Origin of the sequence: Streptomyces sp. YIM 130001, assembly GCF_003574445.1 — a bacterium.
Lineage (GTDB): Bacteria > Actinomycetota > Actinomycetes > Streptomycetales > Streptomycetaceae > Streptomyces.
Genome location: NZ_KZ984555.1, coordinates 78,652 through 94,689 on the forward strand (window position 1 = coordinate 78,652; position 16,038 = coordinate 94,689).

The following is a 16,038-nucleotide window of genomic DNA, read 5'->3' on the forward strand; positions in this document are numbered from 1 at the left end:
CTGCCGGCATCCCGGAACAGCAGGCCCGACCGCACCCACAAGAACCTCAGGACCAAGCGGTACGGCGGACGGGACGTGATGACGGGGGCGAGCGTGAGACGCTCACCGGCCGGGTCGACGGCGGGCGACGGGCGGGACACATGACAGAGCACAAGCACGATCCGCACGACCGCAGCGGCGCGAAGGCGCTCTTCGTCGAGCTCCGCAAACTGCCCGACGACAGTGCGGAGTACGCGGACCTGCGCAACCGCCTGGTGCGCATGCACCTGCCGCTGGTCGAGCACCTCGCCCGCCGCTTCCGCAACCGCGGCGAGCCGCTCGACGACCTCACGCAGGTGGCCACCATCGGCCTGATCAAGTCGGTGGACCGCTTCGACCCGGAGCGCGGCGTCGAGTTCTCGACCTACGCGACCCCCACGGTCGTCGGCGAGATCAAGCGCCACTTCCGCGACAAGGGCTGGGCGGTACGGGTTCCGCGGCGGCTGCAGGAGCTGCGGCTCTCCCTGACGACCGCGACCGCGGAGCTCTCCCAGCAGCACGGCCGCTCCCCCACCGTGCACGAACTGGCCGAGAAGCTCGGCATCTCGGAGGAGGAAGTCCTCGAGGGCCTCGAGTCGGCCAACGCCTACTCGACCCTGTCCCTCGACGTCCCGGACACGGACGACGAGTCACCTGCGGTGGCGGACACCCTCGGCGCGGAGGACGAGGCCCTGGAGGGCGTCGAATACCGGGAGTCACTGAAACCGCTGCTCGAGGACCTGCCGCCGCGCGAGAAGCGCATCCTGCTGCTGCGCTTCTTCGCGAACATGACGCAGTCCCAGATCGCGCAGGAGGTCGGCATCTCCCAGATGCACGTGTCCCGGCTGCTCGCCAGGACGTTGGCCCAGCTCCGCGAGAAGCTTCTCGTCGAGGAGTAGCCGCCGGCACCGCGACCGCGCACCACGAACACCCGGGCCCGCGCCCGCCACCGGCGAGCGCGGGCCTCACGCGGTGTCGCGCGGACCGATCCCCAGGGCCTTGGTGGACTCCGGGTTGAGCAGCAGGACGAGTGTGGTGATCGCCACAACGGCGAGCACGATGCCACCGGGGATGAGCAGGCTGTTCGCCTGCAGCAGCTGCCAGGCGACGGGCAGCGCGAGGATCTGCGTGACGAGCACCGGCCCGCGGCTCCAGCTGCGCAGCTTGAGCAGCCCGCGCGCCGCGATCAGCGGCAGTGCGGCGAGCACCATCATCGTGACGCCGCCGGTCACGGCCTGTTCGGCACTGTCCGGACTGCCGAAGATCCCCTCGACGAGCAGATAGCCGCCCGCCACCACGAGAGCCAGCCCTTCGAGGGCGGCCAGTGCGGCGGCGGCGGTCAGCCGCGTGGGGCGGGGGCCCGGGTCGTTCGCGTTGTCCTCAGCACTGCTCACCCCTGCAGGGTAGCCCCGGCGTCCCGTACCCCTCGGGGCTGGCCCTGTGCCAGGTGAGGGGCGGTAGGTACCCTGCTTCGCATGCGTGCACTCCTCGTCGTCAATCCGGCTGCCACCACCACCAGTGCGCGCACACGTGACGTACTGATCCACGCCCTGGCCAGCGAGATGAAGCTCGAGGCCGTGACCACCGAGTACCGCGGTCACGCCCGCGACCTCGGCCGGCAGGCGGCCCAGAGCAAGGACATCGAGCTGGTGGTCGCCCTCGGCGGCGACGGCACGGTGAACGAAGTGGTGAACGGCCTGCTGCACGCCGGCCCGCAGCCCGACTCCCTGCCCGGCCTCGCCGTGGTGCCCGGCGGCTCGACCAACGTGTTCGCCCGCGCACTCGGCCTGCCGAACGACCCGGTGGAATCGACCGGCGCCCTCCTCGACGCCTTGCGTACCGGCAGCGAACGCACCGTCGGACTCGGCCTCACCGAAGGGACCCCGGGCACCGAGGACGAGGCGGTGCCGTCGCGCTGGTTCACGTTCAGCGCCGGTCTCGGCTTCGACGCGGGAGTGGTGGGCCGGGTCGAGCAGCAGCGGGAGCGCGGCAAGCGCTCGACACACGCTCTGTATGTGCGCCAGGTCGTACGGCAGTTCCTCGGCGAGGCCGACCGCCGGCACGGCACGATCGTCCTGGACCGGCCGAGCGAGGACCCGGTCGAGGATCTGGTCGTGTCCATAGTCAGCAACACCTCGCCGTGGTCGTTCCTCGGGAACAGGCCGCTGTACCCGTCCCCGGACGCGTCCTTCGACACCGGCCTTGACGTGCTGGGACTCAAGAAACTCTCGACTCCCGCGGTGACTCGCTACGGCACTCAGCTGCTGATGTCGTCGCCCGAACGCGGCCCGCGGGGCAAGAACGCGGTCGCCCTCCACGACCTCGCCACCTTCACCTTGCATTCGAAGGTCCCGCTCCCCCTCCAGATGGACGGTGACCATCTGGGGCTGCGTACGAGCGTGACGTTCACAGGCGTTCGCCGTGCACTGCGTGTGATTGTGTGAGTGGAAGGGCCTAAAGTCCTTTCACTCGAACGTTTAGGCCAGGGTCCACCCCATGGAAGTACGGCTGTGACCTAGTCGACACCGAGGAATCAAAAAAAACTTCTCGGAAGGGGTTGTATCCGCTGCCGAGGTTTGGGAATCTCTAGGTGGCGCTCAGGACGGCCCGCAACACCGGCCCCACAGAGAGCCCGAACCCCCTCCTCAAACGCAAGGACGACGCCAGTCATCTGGCTGTCGCCCCTTCCCTTGCGGAGGGATTCGTGAAAGCGTTCACATTCACAAGCACAAGTGACCGAATCACCAAGAGAGGTAGCAGCCATGGACTGGCGTCACAACGCCGTTTGCCGCGAGGAAGACCCCGAGCTGTTCTTCCCCATCGGCAACACCGGTCCTGCGCTGCTGCAGATCGAGGAAGCCAAGGCCGTCTGCCGTCGCTGCCCCGTCGTGGAGCAGTGCCTGCAGTGGGCGCTCGAGTCCGGCCAGGACTCCGGCGTCTGGGGTGGCCTCAGCGAGGACGAGCGCCGCGCAATGAAGCGCCGCGCCGCTCGCAACCGGGCCCGCCAGGCCAGCGCCTGACGCCCCACCCCTCAACGAGCCCGAGCCCGGCGGCGCGTACATCGAGTACGCATCTCCCGCCCCCGAGCCGCAGCGCGCAGTACCCTTAATGCGCTCAGCCGTAAACAGTGAGCCCCGGACCGCACCACGGTCCGGGGCTCACTGCTGTGCGCGACGCGTGCCGTCCGCTGTGCACATTGAGTGCGAAGTGCGTGAACGAACCGTGGGCGAGGGCCAGTTGACGTGAACCGGCCACTCCCCGTCGGCGACTCACCTACTTGTCGGGGCGGACCTTCTCGGCGTGCACCGGGATGTCGAGGATCACACGCGTTCCGCGCTCCGGCGCCGGAACCATGTCGAACGTTCCACCCAACTCGCCCTCGACCAGCGTGCGTACGATCTGCAGGCCCAGGTTGCCGGCCTGCTTGACGTCGAAGCCGTCGGGCAGGCCGACGCCGTCGTCCTGCACCGTGACGAGGAGTCGGCTCTCCTTGGTGGTGCCGCCGCGGACCGCGGAGACCTCGACGGCACCCTGCTCGCCCGCGCCGAAGCCGTGCTCGAGGGCGTTCTGCAGTACCTCGGTGAGGACCATGGACAGCGGGGTGGCGACCTCGGCGTCCAGGATGCCGAAGCGGCCGGTGCGCCGGCCGGTGACCTTGCCCGGCGCGATCTCGGCGACCATCGCGAGCACCCGGTCCGCGATCTCGTCGAACTCGACGCGCTCGTCCAGGTTCTGGGACAGCGTCTCGTGGACGATGGCGATGGAGCCGACCCGGCGTACCGCCTCCTCGAGGGCCTCGCGGCCGCGCTCCGAACCGATGCGGCGGGCCTGCAGCCTGAGCAGGGCGGCGACCGTCTGCAGGTTGTTCTTCACCCGGTGGTGGATCTCCCGGATGGTGGCGTCCTTGGTGATCAACTCCCGTTCGCGGCGGCGCAGTTCCGTGACGTCGCGGCACAGGACGAGCGAACCGATGCGGGTGCCCTTGGGTTTGAGGGGGATCGCGCGGAGCTGGATGACGCCGTCGTCGCCCTCGACCTCGGTCTCGCGCGGGGCGTAGCCGCTGGCCAGTTTGACCAGGGCCTCGTCGACCGGGCCGCGGGACGGGGCGAGTTCGGCGGTGGCGGTGCCGAGGTGATGCCCGACGAGGTCGGCGGCGATGCCGAGGCGGTGGTACGCGGACAGGGCGTTCGGCGAGGCGTACTGGACGATGCCGTCGGCGTCGAGCCGGATGAGGCCGTCACCGACGCGCGGCGAGGCGTCCATGTCGACCTGCTGGTCGGGGAACGGGAACGCTCCCGCGGCGATCATCTGCGCCAGGTCGGATGCCGACTGCAGATAGGTGAGTTCGAGGCGGGAGGGGGTGCGGACGGTGAGGAGGTTGGTGTTGCGGGCGATCACGCCGAGGACGCGGCCGTCGCGGCGTACGGGGATGGACTCGACGCGGACCGGCACCTCCTCGCGCCACTCCGGGTCGCCCTCGCGCACGATGCGGCCCTCGTCGAGCGCGGCGTCCAGGAGGGGGCGGCGCCCACGCGGGACCAGGTGGCCGACCATGTCGTCCTGATACGAGGTGGGGCCGGTGTTGGGGCGCATCTGGGCGACCGACACGTAACGCGTGCCGTCCCGGGTCGGGACCCACAGGACGAGGTCGGCGAACGAGAGGTCGGAGAGCAACTGCCACTCCGAGACCAGCAGATGCAACCACTCGAGATCGGTGTCACCGAGGGCGGTGTGCTGGCGTACGAGTTCGTTCATGGAGGGCACGGGCTGAGAGTACCTGGCCGCCACTCGTACCTGGTCACGGCCGGTGCGTGGTCCCTGGAACACCCGCGGGCCGCGGCGCCTGGGAGGGACCCTCAGCCCTCCCGGCACCGCAGCCCGGGTTGCATCGGCCGGCGGGTGTGCGGTCCCAGCGGCCGAGTGGAGGCTCCGGTGCAGTCAGGGCAGAGAGCGCCGGTGCCTCACTCCGCCCTCCTGTGCGGGGAGAGCGGGAGCCTGTCCTCTGCATTGTGGACTAGACCATTCTCCGGTGTCCATGCGTGCGGAGGTGTGAGTTTTCGTCGGTTTCTCCAACAGGTACCGGTGTCACCTGCACCGACCGTGGCACGTACCCGAGGGCACGGCTGAAACGGAGTGGCGGTTCACCGGTCGCACGGTCAGCGGGTTTCCGTGATCTTGGCGAGGGCACGTGGGGCGTCGGGGTCCTGGCCCCGGGCGATGGTGACCTCGTAGGCGAGGAGCTGCAGCGGGATGATCTCGAGGATGGGCTGGACCTCCTCGACGACGCCGTCCGTCGGCAGCTCGAATCCGGCCGAGGCCGCTTCGACCTGGGCCTTGGGGCCGATGACGACGAGGTCGGCGCCGCGGCCGCGCAGGCGGTCGAGTACGGGTTGCAGGGCCTGGCCGCCGCGGCCGTCGGTGACGACGGCTATCACCGGCGAGATGTTGTCGACCATGGCGAGCGGGCCGTGCAGGAGGTCCGCGCCGGAGTACGAGAGCGCGGGGATGTAGCTCGTCTCCATCAGCTTGAGTGCTGCCTCCTTGGCGGTCGGATAGCCGTAGCCGCGCGAAGTGATGACCATGCGTTCGGCGAAGCGGTAGCGGGCGGCGAGTTGCCGCACCTCGTCCTGCCGGGCGAGCAGGTCCGCGGCCAGGTCCGGCAGGCGCGCGGCCGCCGCTCCGTCGCCGCCGCGCAGCCCCTCGACGAAGAGGTAGAGGGCGAGCAGGGACGCGGTGTACGTCTTCGTCGCGGGCAGTGCGCGCTCGGGGCCGGCCAGGATGTCGAGGTGGAACTCGCAGACGGCGGCGAGCGGCGAGTCCGGGTTGTTGGTCACCGCGAGGGTGATCGCGCCGGCCTCACCCGCGGCCCGGGTGGAGGCCACCAGATCGGGTGATCCGCCGGACTGGCTGACGGTGATGACGAGGACGTCGGTGAGGTCCGGCTTCGCGCCGTACGCCGTGGTGGTGGACATCGAGGCGAGGCCGCAGGGCAGGCCCAGCTGGATCTCGAGCAGGTACTTGGCGTACAGGGCGGCGTTGTCGGAGGTGCCGCGCGCGGTGAGCAGTACGAAGCGCGGCTTGCGGGCGGCGATCCGTGCGGCGGTCTCGCGGATTTCGGGTGCACCGTCCGCGAGAATGCGGCTCAGGACCGCGGGCTGCTCCGCCATCTCGCCGGACATGATGCTGCCCGGTCGCTCGCTGTGCCGGGCGGTCGTCGTGGCGGGCATACGGGACTTCCTCCCAGGCGGCGGCCGGTTCGGCCGGGGTGCGGGGCGGGTCTGCCCGGGGGTGCGCCGGGCCGTTCCAGTCGACCACGGGGCGCGCGTACGCCGCCAGCCGGCGAAGGGCTCGGGCGGGTGGTGGAGGGCCCCATGACGTACGGCCGGGCGGAGCAGCCGCGGGTGTGCTGACCGGCACATTCTGCTAGATTGGTCTATACCACATGACCCTTCACCAGATCGGCAGGCCAAGCGTGGAAGTTGTCATCGTCCCGGACGCCAAGTCAGGCGGAGAGCTCATCGCGGAGGCCATGGCCGGCCTGCTGCGACGCAAGCCCGACGCCCTGCTCGGCGTGGCCACCGGTTCGACGCCGCTGCCGGTCTACCAGGCGCTGAAGGCCAAGGTCGGTGCCGGCGAGGCCGATGCTTCGCGGGCCCGGATCTGCCAGCTCGACGAGTACGTGGGCCTGCCCGCCGGACACCCGGAGTCGTACCGCTCGGTGGTCCTGCGCGAGGTCGTGGAGCCGCTCGGGCTCGGCGAGGGATCCTTCATGGGGCCGGACGGCAGTGCCGCGGACGTGCAGGGCGCGTGCGAGGCGTACGACCAGGCGCTGAGTGACGCGGGCGGGGTGGATCTGCAGCTGCTCGGGATCGGCACCGACGGGCACATCGGGTTCAACGAGCCCTGCTCGTCGCTCGCTTCGCGCACCCGGATCAAGACGCTCACCGAGCAGACCCGGGTGGACAACGCCCGGTTCTTCGACGGTGACATCGAGCAGGTCCCGCATCACGTGATCACCCAGGGCATCGGCACCATCCTGGAGGCCAGGCACCTGGTGCTGCTCGCCACCGGCGAGGGCAAGGCCGATGCGGTGGCCGCCACGGTCGAGGGGCCGGTGGCCGCCGTGGTGCCCGCCTCCGCGCTCCAGCTGCACCAGCACGCGACGGTGGTGGTCGACGAGGCCGCGGCGTCCAAGCTGAAGCTGGCGGACTACTTCCGGCACGCCTACGTCAACAAGCCCGACTGGCAGGGCATCTGAGCGCACTCCCCCGCACACGACAGCGGCCGGGCACCCCGTCCAGGGGTGCCCGGCCGCCGCGCGTTCCGTTCCGGGTGGCTGTGCCGCCCCCGCACACGGCACGGGCTCCCGGACCGGAAGGATCAGGCGCCCGTGATCACCTCGGCCGCGGCGAGGGCGCAGACCCGGGCCGCGCCGTGGGTGGCGATGTGCAGGGCGCCTCGCGGCGGTGCCTGCGGTACGCCCATCTCGACGACGATCGACTCGGGCCGGGCGGCGAGCAGTTCGTCCAGGGCCGACGCCATCCAGGGGTGCCGGTGCACGTCGCGGACCACGGCGACCACGCGCCGTTCGCCGGCTTCCGCGAGCAGTCCCGACGCCAGGGCCCGGGCGTCCTCGTCCTGGCCCGCGTAGCTGCCGGTCCCGGTGCCGGGGAGCCGGCGCGCCAGCTCCGCTGCCACGCCCCACGGAGTCTCGTCGCCGACCGCGATGTTGGCCACCGGCGTGAAGGCGGCCACGTAGGGGCCCTCGGTCAGGGGCTCGACCGGGGTGTCGGCTCGGGTCACGGTCAGCGCCCGGCGGGCCGCGACCAGGCCGATGTCGGTGCGCGGGGCGACCGGCTCGCTGCGCGCGGACTCGGTGGCCCCCGCGGTCCACTCGCCGAGGGCCCGTACCCGGGCGGCCGCGTCGGCGAGCCGCTCCTCGGGGAGTTCGCCGGACTTCACCGCTGCGACCAGCGCGTCGCGCAGCCGCAGCACGGTGTCCTCGTCGGCGAGCCCGCCGCCTACGCAGATGGCGTCGGCGCCGGCCGCGATGGCGAGCACGCTGCCGCGCTCGATGCCGTACGTGGCGGCGATCGCCTGCATCTCGATGCCGTCCGTGACGATCAGGCCCTCGTGGCCCAGCTCCCGGCGCAGCAGGCCGGCGAGGATGCTCGGGCTGAGCGTGGCCGGGTGGCCTGCGTCGAGGGCCGGCAGCAGGATGTGCGCGCTCATCACGGCCTTGGTGCCGGCCTCGATGGCCGCGCGGAACGGCACCAGTTCGCGGACCCGCAGCGTCTTCGGGTCCGCGTCGATGCGCGGCACCGCGTGGTGCGAGTCGACGGAGGTGTCGCCGTGCCCGGGGAAGTGCTTGGTGCAGGCGGCGACGCCGGCCGACTGCAGTCCGGTGATGTAGGCGGCGGTGTGCCGGGCGACCAGCGCGGGGTCGGCGCCGAAGGACCGTACGCCGATCACGGGGTTGTCCGAGTTGGAGTTGACGTCCGCGGACGGGGCCCAGTTCAGGTTGACGCCGCAGGCCGCGAGGCGGCGGCCGAGCTCGGTGGCCACCTGGCGGGTCAGCTCGGGGTCGTCCACGGCGCCGAGCGCGTGGTTGCCGGGGAACGACGAGCCGGCGCGGACCTCGAGCCGGGTGACGTCGCCACCCTCCTCGTCGATGGCGACCAGGACGTCACCGCGCTCGGCACGCAACTGGGCGGTGAGCGCGGCCAGTTGATCCTCGGAGGCGATGTTGCGGCCGAACAGGCCGACGGAGTACAGGCCTTCGTCGAGGCGGCGCAGCAGCCAGTCGGGGGCGGTGGTCCCGGTGAAGCCGGGCTGCAGGACGGCGAGGACGTCGCGGGTGAGGGTGTCGGTGCTGCGGGCGAGTGTGGTCATGGAGGCGGAGTCATCCCTTCACTGCGCCGGACGTGAGCCCCGTGGCCATCTTCTTCTGGATGAACATGAAGAAGATCACCACCGGCAGGGCGATCATGGTGGACGCGGCCATCAGCGCGCCGTAGTCGGTGCCTCGCTCGGTGGTGAAGGTCATCAGCCACACATTGAGCGTGTACTTGTCGTTGTCGTTCATCAGGATGTACGCGAAGAGGTACTCGTTCCACGCGTTCACCAGGGCGAAAATCGACGCCGCCGCGAGCCCCGGGGCGAGCAGCGGGAACACCACTCGGCGGAAGGCACCCATCCGGGTGCACCCGTCGACCATCGCCGACTCCTCGAGTTCCACCGGGATGTTGACCACGAAGCCGCGGATCATGACCACCGCGAACGGCAGTGTGGAGACCAGGTAGACGACGATCAGGCCCCAGTACTCGTTGAGCCCGCCCATGGTGTTCAACTGGGCGTAGATCGGGATCAGCATCGCGGTCGGCGGCAGCATCTGGACCAGGATGAGGACCAGGAGCAGGGACTTGCGTCCGAAGAACCGGAAGCGTCCGATCGCCAGCGCCGCGAAGGTCGCGATGATCATGCCGCCGACGACGGCTGTGATGGAGACGATCAGACTGGACTGGATCGCGGTGCCGAAGTTGGCCTGCTTCACGGCCCGTGCGAAGTTGTCGAAGGTGATCGACGACGGCCACAGGGTCTGGTCGTACGAGCGGATCTCGTGGTTGGGACGCAGCGCGCTGACGACCAGCCAGTAGACGGGGAAGGCCATGACGGCGGCGACGGCCAGGCCGATGATGTTGTACCCGAAGCGGTTCTTCTTGCGGTCGGGCCGGAGTTCGCGCGGCTCGGGCGGGGCCGTGCTGCCGCTCACCGGGGCGGAGGCGCTCATTCGACCTCTCCTGTCTTGATCAGCTGACGCAGGTAGTACACGGCGACTCCGGACAGCAGGACGACCGTGATCAGGGCGATGGCGGTGCCCTGGCTGAAGGAGGTGGACTCGAAGGCCTTGGAGAACGAGTAGAGGCCGAGGGTCTCGTACTCGGGCTCGGGCTTGTTGCCGCGCAGCAGCCAGATCTGACCGAAGACGTTGAAGTCCCAGATCACCGAGAGCGTGGTGACCATGATGAAGATGGGCTTGATGACGGGCCAGGTGACGAACCGGTAGACGCTGAAAGCGCTCGCCCCGTCCAACTGGGCTGCTTCTTCGAGCTCCTTGGGCACCTGGGTGAGCGCCGCGTAGAGGGTGATCACCGCGAACGGGATGGCGCCCCAGACGACCAGGCAGATGATGACCGCGAATCCCTGCCACGGGTTGAGGAACCAGTTGTGGCCGAGGAAGTCCTCGCCCGCGACCTTCGCGATCAGGGTGTTGAGCAGGCCGTAGTCGGAGTCCGCCAGCCAGCGGAAGACGGACGAGGCGACGAGCAGCGGCATCGACCACGCGGCGATGAGGGCCACGGTGAGGGTGAGGCGGACCCAGGTGGACAGCCGCTGCATCAGCAGGGCGATCAGCAGGCCGAGGCCCATGGTGAGCGTCACGCACACGGTCATGAAGAGCACGGTGCGCCCGGTGACGCTCCAGAACTCCGAGTCGCCGAGGATGTTGGTGAACTGCTCGAGTCCGACCCACGGTGGGGACTCGCCGGTCCACAACTCGCGGCGCCCCATGTCCTGGAAGGACATGATCACCGTTCTGGCCAGCGGGTAGGCGTAGACGGCGGCGATCGCCACGATGGCCGGCAGGATCAGCAGGTAAGGGAGGAGTCCGTTCTTCCCTCGGCCCGGGCGGCCCTTGCCGCCGCTCTTCGAGGGCTCGGGCGGCCGGGGGCCCGGTACGTTCGCGCCCCCTTCGGCGGGGGCCTTCGCTTCGACGGCCTGGGTGTCGGCGGCAGTCACGTGGCTGACCTTCCGTTTGTTCTCTGCACCGAAAGGGGCGGCCGGGCGGTGACCTGTGGAGCCGGGTCACCGCCCACCGCCCGGGAGCCTGTACGGCGGCTCAGGACTCCTTGTTGATCAGCTCGTCGATCTTCCCGTCGGCCTTCTTCGTGGCCGAGTCCACGGAGTCGCCCTTGAGGATGTCCAGGAGCAGGTTCTCCAGGACCTCCTCCTTCTCGATCGAGGTCCAGCCGGGCGCGATCGGCGTGAACCAGGCCTCCGGCACGGCCTTCGCCGCAGGGGCGGTGGCCGGGTTCTTGGTCAGCGGCTCGAGCTGCTTGGTGTTGTTCGGCAGGATGTCCTTCGAGGCGAGGACCTCCTGGGACTTCTCGCTCGTGTACATCGAGATCCACTCCTCGCCCAGGTCCGCGGACTTGGACTTGGCGGTCACGGCGAGGTCGGAGCCACCGATGAAGGAGGGCAGCGGCTTTCCGTTCGGGCCGGGCATCGCGGCGACGTCGATCTTGCCCTTGAGCTTCGGGTTGGCGCTCTTGCCCTCGACGACGGAGCCGGCCTCCCAGCCGTTGCCGTAGATGACGGCGGCCTTCTCGTTGGCCACGACGTTGGCGTGGTCCTGCTCGTCCTTCGTCTGGTCGGCCTTGTTGTACTTCTTGACCAGGTTGATGAAGTGCTCGATGCCCTGCTTGGACTTGGCGCTGGACAGCGCGCCCTTCCACTCCTTGGAGCCCTCGTCGTACGTGGCGATCTCGCCGCCGTAGGCGTGGACGTACGACATCGCGGCGTACCAGTAGCGGCCGGGCAGGTAGAGGGAGGAGAAGCGCTTGTCCTTGGCGCTGTACTCCTTCTGGACGTCGTCCATCGCCTTGAGGAAGTCGTCCTCGGTGGTGGGGAGTTTGTCGCTGTCGGTGCCCTTCTTCACCATCTCCTTGTTGAAGACGGCCACGCGCGCGCCTGCGTAGTAGGGGACGCAGTACTGCTTGCCCTCGAAGGTGCAGGTGTCCTTGAGGCCCTCGATCCAGGTGTCGGAGTTGTCGTACTTCTTGGGGTCGATCTCGGCGAGCGCACCGTTGAGGATGTACTGCATGGTCTCGGTGTTGCCGAGTTCGACGACGTCGGGGAACTTGTCGCCGCCGAGCGCGGTGTCCAGCTTCTTGGCCTTGTCGGCCCACTGCTGGTACTGCACCTTGACCTTGACGTTCGGATACTTCTTCTTGAACTGGGCGTTGACGTCCTTCACCAGCTCCGGCCAGGTGCTCTGCGCGTCGACCATCAGCCACACGGTCACCGTCTCGTCGCGGTCCTTCGGGTCCTTCGACGAGTTGGAACTGCCGGAATCACCACAACCGGCCACCGAGAACATCATGCCCGCGACACCGATCGCGGCTATCAGCTTGCGCTTCACGCCACCCTCCTCAGGATGCTCGCAACCCCCCTGCCCTGCGCGTGACATACGCCAAGTACTGCCGTGGGGCCGGGATCTGGTCTTTAATGGTGTAGACCAGTACGGGGAGCTTGGCCTAGACCTTTAGGGGTGTCAAGGGTGTATAAGAGGGGGCGCACATCCCGTTACCGGACCGACACCTGAGCGACTACGGCGGGTGCCGGGCAGGCCGTGCCACGATGTGAGCCGCGACAGACGGAGGAGCCGGTGACGGCAGCAGCACAGGAGCCGCAGCGCGGTACCGCACGCAGTGCGACGACCGCGAACGCCGGCCGGGAGACGGGTGGGGCGAGCATGAGCAGCACGCAGGGTGCGACGACCACACCGTCGGCCGAGCCGGCCGCCGCCGGACGCACCGCGCGCGTGCCCAAGTACTACCGCCTGAAGAAGCACTTGCTCGACATGACGGAGACCCTGCCGCCCGGCACGCCGGTCCCTCCCGAGCGCACCCTCGCCGCGGAGTTCGACACCTCGCGGACCACCGTGCGGCAGGCCCTGCAGGAACTGGTCGTCGAGGGACGGCTCGAGCGCATCCAGGGCAAGGGCACGTTCGTCGCCAAGCCCAAGGTCTCGCAGGCGCTCCAACTCACCTCGTACACCGAGGACATGAGGGCCCAAGGCCTGGAGCCGACGTCACAGCTCCTGGACATCGGCTACATCACCGCCGACGACACGCTGGCCGGACTCCTCGACATCACCGCGGGTGGCAGGGTGCTGCGCATCGAGCGGCTGCGGCTGGCCAGCGGTGAGCCGATGGCGATCGAGACGACGCATCTGTCCGCCAAGCGCTTTCCCGCGCTGCGCCGTTCCCTGGTCAAGTACACCTCGCTGTACACGGCGCTGGCCGAGGTCTACGACGTCCATCTCGCCGAGGCCGAGGAGACCATCGAGACCTCGCTCGCCACCCCGCGCGAGGCCGGGCTGCTCGGCACCGATGTCGGGCTGCCGATGCTGATGCTGTCGCGTCACTCGCTGGACGGGACGGGGCACCCGGTGGAGTGGGTGCGGTCGGTGTACCGCGGCGACCGGTACAAGTTCGTGGCGCGGCTCAAGCGGCCCTAGGGCCGCCCGGTGCCGGTGACGCGGGCCGATGACGGTTCGTCACATCATTGCGCCATATTTCTCGCACCGATTAGGAACATTCCTCGCACAGGCATTCCCGAAGGCGATTTCCCGTACGGGTGAACGGCGTTGAGGTTCCTCTGAGCTTTCATTTGTGTCCGTACCGATATGCGGACGGGGGTGACTCCCTGCGAGACAGTCCTCTAGATTTCCAGCGCATTAATACCTGGGGGATCTAGGGGACGGAGCCCACCGATGTCAGAGCCGACACCACCCACGACGACGCCGCCGGACGACGCACGGAGAATGACGCCCAAGGCCATCACCGGATGGTCGCTCGTCGCCCTCATCGGCGCCGTGGGCTGGGCGGTACTCGCACTCGCCCGCGGCGAGGAGGTGTCGGCCGTCTGGATGCTCGCGGCGGCTCTCGGCTCCTACGCCATCGCGTACCGCTTCTACGCGAAGTGGATCCAGTACAAGGTCCTCAAGGCCGACCGCAAGCGCGCGACGCCCGCCGAACGCCTGAACAACGGCGTGGACTTCCACCCGACCGACCGGCGCGTGCTCTTCGGACACCACTTCGCCGCCGTGGCCGGTGCGGGGCCGCTGGTCGGTCCGATCCTCGCGGCCCAGATGGGCTACCTGCCCGGCACGATCTGGATCGTGGCCGGCGTGATCTTCGCCGGTGCGGTGCAGGACATGGTGGTGCTGTTCTTCTCGACGCGGCGCGACGGCCGTTCGCTCGGGCAGATCGCGCGCGACGAGATCGGCCCGGTGGGCGGTGCCGCGGCACTCATCGCGGTGTTCATGATCATGATCATCCTGCTCGCGGTGCTCGCGCTCGTCATCGTGAACGCGCTCGCCGATTCGCCGTGGGGCGTGTTCTCCATCGGGATGACCATCCCGATCGCCCTGTTCATGGGCTTCTACCTGCGGACGCTGCGCCCCGGCCGGGTCACCGAGGTCTCGGTGATCGGTGTCGCGCTGCTGCTGCTCGCCATCGTCGCGGGCGGCTGGGTCGCGGAGTCCTCGCTGGCCGACACCTTCACCCTCGAAGCGGGCACGCTCGTCATCTGGATGGTCATCTACGGCTTCGTGGCCTCGGTGCTTCCGGTGTGGATGCTGCTCGCCCCGCGTGACTACCTGTCGACCTTCATGAAGGTCGGCACGATCGTGCTGCTCGCGGTCGGCGTCGTCATCGCGCTGCCCACGCTCAAGATGGACGGCGTCACCGAGTTCGCCTCCAGCGGCGCGGGACCGGTCTTCGCCGGCTCGCTGTTCCCGTTCGTCTTCATCACGATCGCCTGCGGCGCGCTCTCCGGCTTCCACGCACTGGTCTCCTCGGGCACGACCCCGAAGATGATCCAGAAGGAGACCCAGGTCCGGATGATCGGCTACGGGGCGATGATCACCGAGTCGTTCGTCGCGATCATGGCCCTCATCTGCGCCTGCATCATCGACCCCGGTCTGTACTTCGCGATGAACGCGCCGGCCGGAGTGATCGGCGACAGCGTGCAGTCCGCGTCCCAGGCGGTCTCCGACCTCGGCTTCAGCATCTCGCCGGGCGACCTCGCCCAGGCGGCCAAGGACGTCGAGGAGGCGAGCCTGCTGTCCCGTACGGGTGGTGCGCCGACGTTCGCGCTCGGGATGTCGGAGATCTTCGCGTCGGTGATCGGCGGGTCCGGACTCAAGGCCTTCTGGTACCACTTCGCGATCATGTTCGAGGCGCTGTTCATCCTCACCACCGTGGACGCGGGCACCCGGGTGGGCCGCTTCATGCTGCAGGACATGCTGGGCAACGTCTACAAGCCGATGAAGGACGTCAGCTGGAAGCCCGGCGTCTGGTTCGCCAGCGCCATCGTGGTCGGCGGCTGGGGCTACTTCCTGTGGGTCGGCGTGCACGACCCGCTGGGCGGCATCAACCAGCTCTTCCCGCTGTTCGGTATCGCCAACCAGCTGCTCGCGGCGGTCGCACTCGCCGTCTGCACCACGCTCCTGGTGAAGTCCGGACGCCTCAAGTACGCCTGGATCACGGCCGTTCCACTCGCCTGGGACGCGGCGGTCACCCTGACCGCGAGCTGGCAGAAGGTGTTCTCCGACGACCCGGCGGTGGGCTTCTTCTCGCAGCGCGCCAAGTACCAGGACGGCATCGACGCCGGTGAGGTGCTGCCGCCCGCGACGTCGATGGACGACATGCACACCGTGGTCACCAACTCCACGGTGGACGGCGTCCTTTCGATCCTCTTCGCGGTGCTCATCCTGATCGTCCTCGCCGACGCCGCCAGGGTCTGCTACAAGGTGATCCGGGATCCGGCGAGCGCCAAGCTCGCCGAGGTGAAGTTCGTCGAGTCCAAGCTGGTCGCGCCGGACGGCATGATCCCGACCCAGCAGGAGAAGGCCGAACTCGCCGCGGTCGGCGCGAGGTCCGGGACGGACGGGGACGCGTCGTGACCCCGGGCGCCGAGGCCACCGCCCCCGCCACGACCGCGGGGCGCGTACGGCACTTCGCGAGCCGATTCCGTTACTACTGGCGGGAGTTGACCGGCGAGGCGACGTACGACCGCTACGTCGCGCACACACGGTCCTGCAGTCCGGGCGCCGAGGTCATGACGCGCCGCGAGTTCGAACGCAGCCGTACCGATGCGCAGGAGGCGGACCCCCGGGAGGGCTTCCGCTGCTGCTGAGCACACCCGGGGCACCGCCCCGACGGCGACGGGCCG

General features: G+C 69.2%; 14 protein-coding genes. 7 read left to right on the forward strand and 7 right to left on the reverse strand.

Annotated elements, in window-relative coordinates; genetic code table 11:
* The first annotated feature begins 8 nt into the window (after positions 1 to 8).
* A complete protein-coding gene (locus tag DSC45_RS15915) occupies positions 9 to 917 on the forward strand; it encodes an RNA polymerase sigma factor SigF (protein ID WP_240434682.1) in 909 nt (302 codons plus the stop codon).
* Positions 918 to 983: 66 nt separating this feature from the next.
* Here the strand turns inward: DSC45_RS15915 and DSC45_RS15920 are convergent, their stop codons facing one another.
* The gene (locus DSC45_RS15920) at positions 984 to 1,412 is read right to left on the reverse strand and encodes a hypothetical protein (RefSeq protein ID WP_119291394.1); all 429 of its coding nucleotides are present in this window, start codon (positions 1,410 to 1,412) and stop codon (positions 984 to 986) included.
* An 81-nt stretch (positions 1,413 to 1,493) separates the two neighbouring features.
* On the opposite strand from DSC45_RS15920, the gene DSC45_RS15925 reads away from it, so the two are divergent.
* Positions 1,494 to 2,462, forward strand: a complete 969-nt coding sequence (locus tag DSC45_RS15925; protein ID WP_119291396.1) for a diacylglycerol/lipid kinase family protein — start codon at positions 1,494 to 1,496, stop codon at positions 2,460 to 2,462.
* 318 nt (positions 2,463 to 2,780) lie between these two features.
* Entirely contained in the window at positions 2,781 to 3,038 is a 258-nt protein-coding gene (locus DSC45_RS15930) for a WhiB family transcriptional regulator (protein ID WP_040248489.1), read from the forward strand.
* 253 nt (positions 3,039 to 3,291) lie between these two features.
* Here the strand turns inward: DSC45_RS15930 and DSC45_RS15935 are convergent, their stop codons facing one another.
* Both DSC45_RS15935 and DSC45_RS15940 read right to left on the reverse strand, forming a co-directional pair.
* Entirely contained in the window at positions 3,292 to 4,773 is a 1,482-nt protein-coding gene (locus DSC45_RS15935; RefSeq protein WP_119291398.1) for a sensor histidine kinase, read from the reverse strand.
* 401 nt (positions 4,774 to 5,174) lie between these two features.
* Positions 5,175 to 6,245, reverse strand: a complete 1,071-nt coding sequence (locus DSC45_RS15940) for an SIS domain-containing protein (protein WP_119291400.1) — start codon at positions 6,243 to 6,245, stop codon at positions 5,175 to 5,177.
* A gap of 245 nt (positions 6,246 to 6,490) precedes the next feature.
* On the opposite strand from DSC45_RS15940, the gene nagB reads away from it, so the two are divergent.
* Positions 6,491 to 7,276 carry a glucosamine-6-phosphate deaminase gene (gene nagB / locus DSC45_RS15945; RefSeq protein ID WP_119291401.1) on the forward strand — a complete coding sequence of 262 codons (786 nt, stop codon included), beginning with the start codon at positions 6,491 to 6,493 and terminating at the stop codon, positions 7,274 to 7,276.
* 122 nt (positions 7,277 to 7,398) lie between these two features.
* On the opposite strand, the gene DSC45_RS15950 is transcribed toward nagB, so the two are convergent.
* The 4 genes from DSC45_RS15950 to DSC45_RS15965 form a co-directional block, all read right to left on the reverse strand.
* Complete coding sequence (locus tag DSC45_RS15950; protein ID WP_119291403.1) at positions 7,399 to 8,910, reverse strand: glycoside hydrolase family 3 protein; 1,512 nt, start codon at positions 8,908 to 8,910, stop codon at positions 7,399 to 7,401.
* Positions 8,911 to 8,920: 10 nt separating this feature from the next.
* On the reverse strand, positions 8,921 to 9,808 hold the full coding sequence (locus DSC45_RS15955; RefSeq protein ID WP_119291405.1) for a carbohydrate ABC transporter permease: 888 nt from the start codon (positions 9,806 to 9,808) through the stop codon (positions 8,921 to 8,923).
* Positions 9,805 to 10,815 (reverse strand): carbohydrate ABC transporter permease, encoded by a 1,011-nt coding sequence (locus tag DSC45_RS15960; protein WP_119291406.1) that lies wholly within the window; start codon positions 10,813 to 10,815, stop codon positions 9,805 to 9,807. The genes DSC45_RS15955 and DSC45_RS15960 overlap by 4 nt, the downstream gene beginning before the upstream one ends.
* A gap of 100 nt (positions 10,816 to 10,915) precedes the next feature.
* Positions 10,916 to 12,217 carry a sugar ABC transporter substrate-binding protein gene (locus tag DSC45_RS15965; RefSeq protein ID WP_119291408.1) on the reverse strand — a complete coding sequence of 434 codons (1,302 nt, stop codon included), beginning with the start codon at positions 12,215 to 12,217 and terminating at the stop codon, positions 10,916 to 10,918.
* 333 nt (positions 12,218 to 12,550) lie between these two features.
* Here DSC45_RS15965 and DSC45_RS15970 point away from each other — a divergent pair, with 333 nt between their 5' ends.
* The 3 genes from DSC45_RS15970 (at position 12,551) to DSC45_RS15980 (ending at position 16,002) form a co-directional block, all read left to right on the forward strand.
* Complete coding sequence (locus DSC45_RS15970) at positions 12,551 to 13,318, forward strand: GntR family transcriptional regulator (RefSeq protein WP_119291829.1); 768 nt, start codon at positions 12,551 to 12,553, stop codon at positions 13,316 to 13,318.
* Between the two features lie 255 nt (positions 13,319 to 13,573).
* Entirely contained in the window at positions 13,574 to 15,769 is a 2,196-nt protein-coding gene (locus DSC45_RS15975) for a carbon starvation CstA family protein (RefSeq protein WP_205571341.1), read from the forward strand.
* Positions 15,766 to 16,002, forward strand: a complete 237-nt coding sequence (locus DSC45_RS15980; RefSeq protein WP_119291411.1) for a CstA-like transporter-associated (seleno)protein — start codon at positions 15,766 to 15,768, stop codon at positions 16,000 to 16,002. Before DSC45_RS15975 ends, DSC45_RS15980 begins: the two co-directional genes overlap by 4 nt.
* The last annotated feature ends 36 nt before the right edge of the window (positions 16,003 to 16,038 follow it).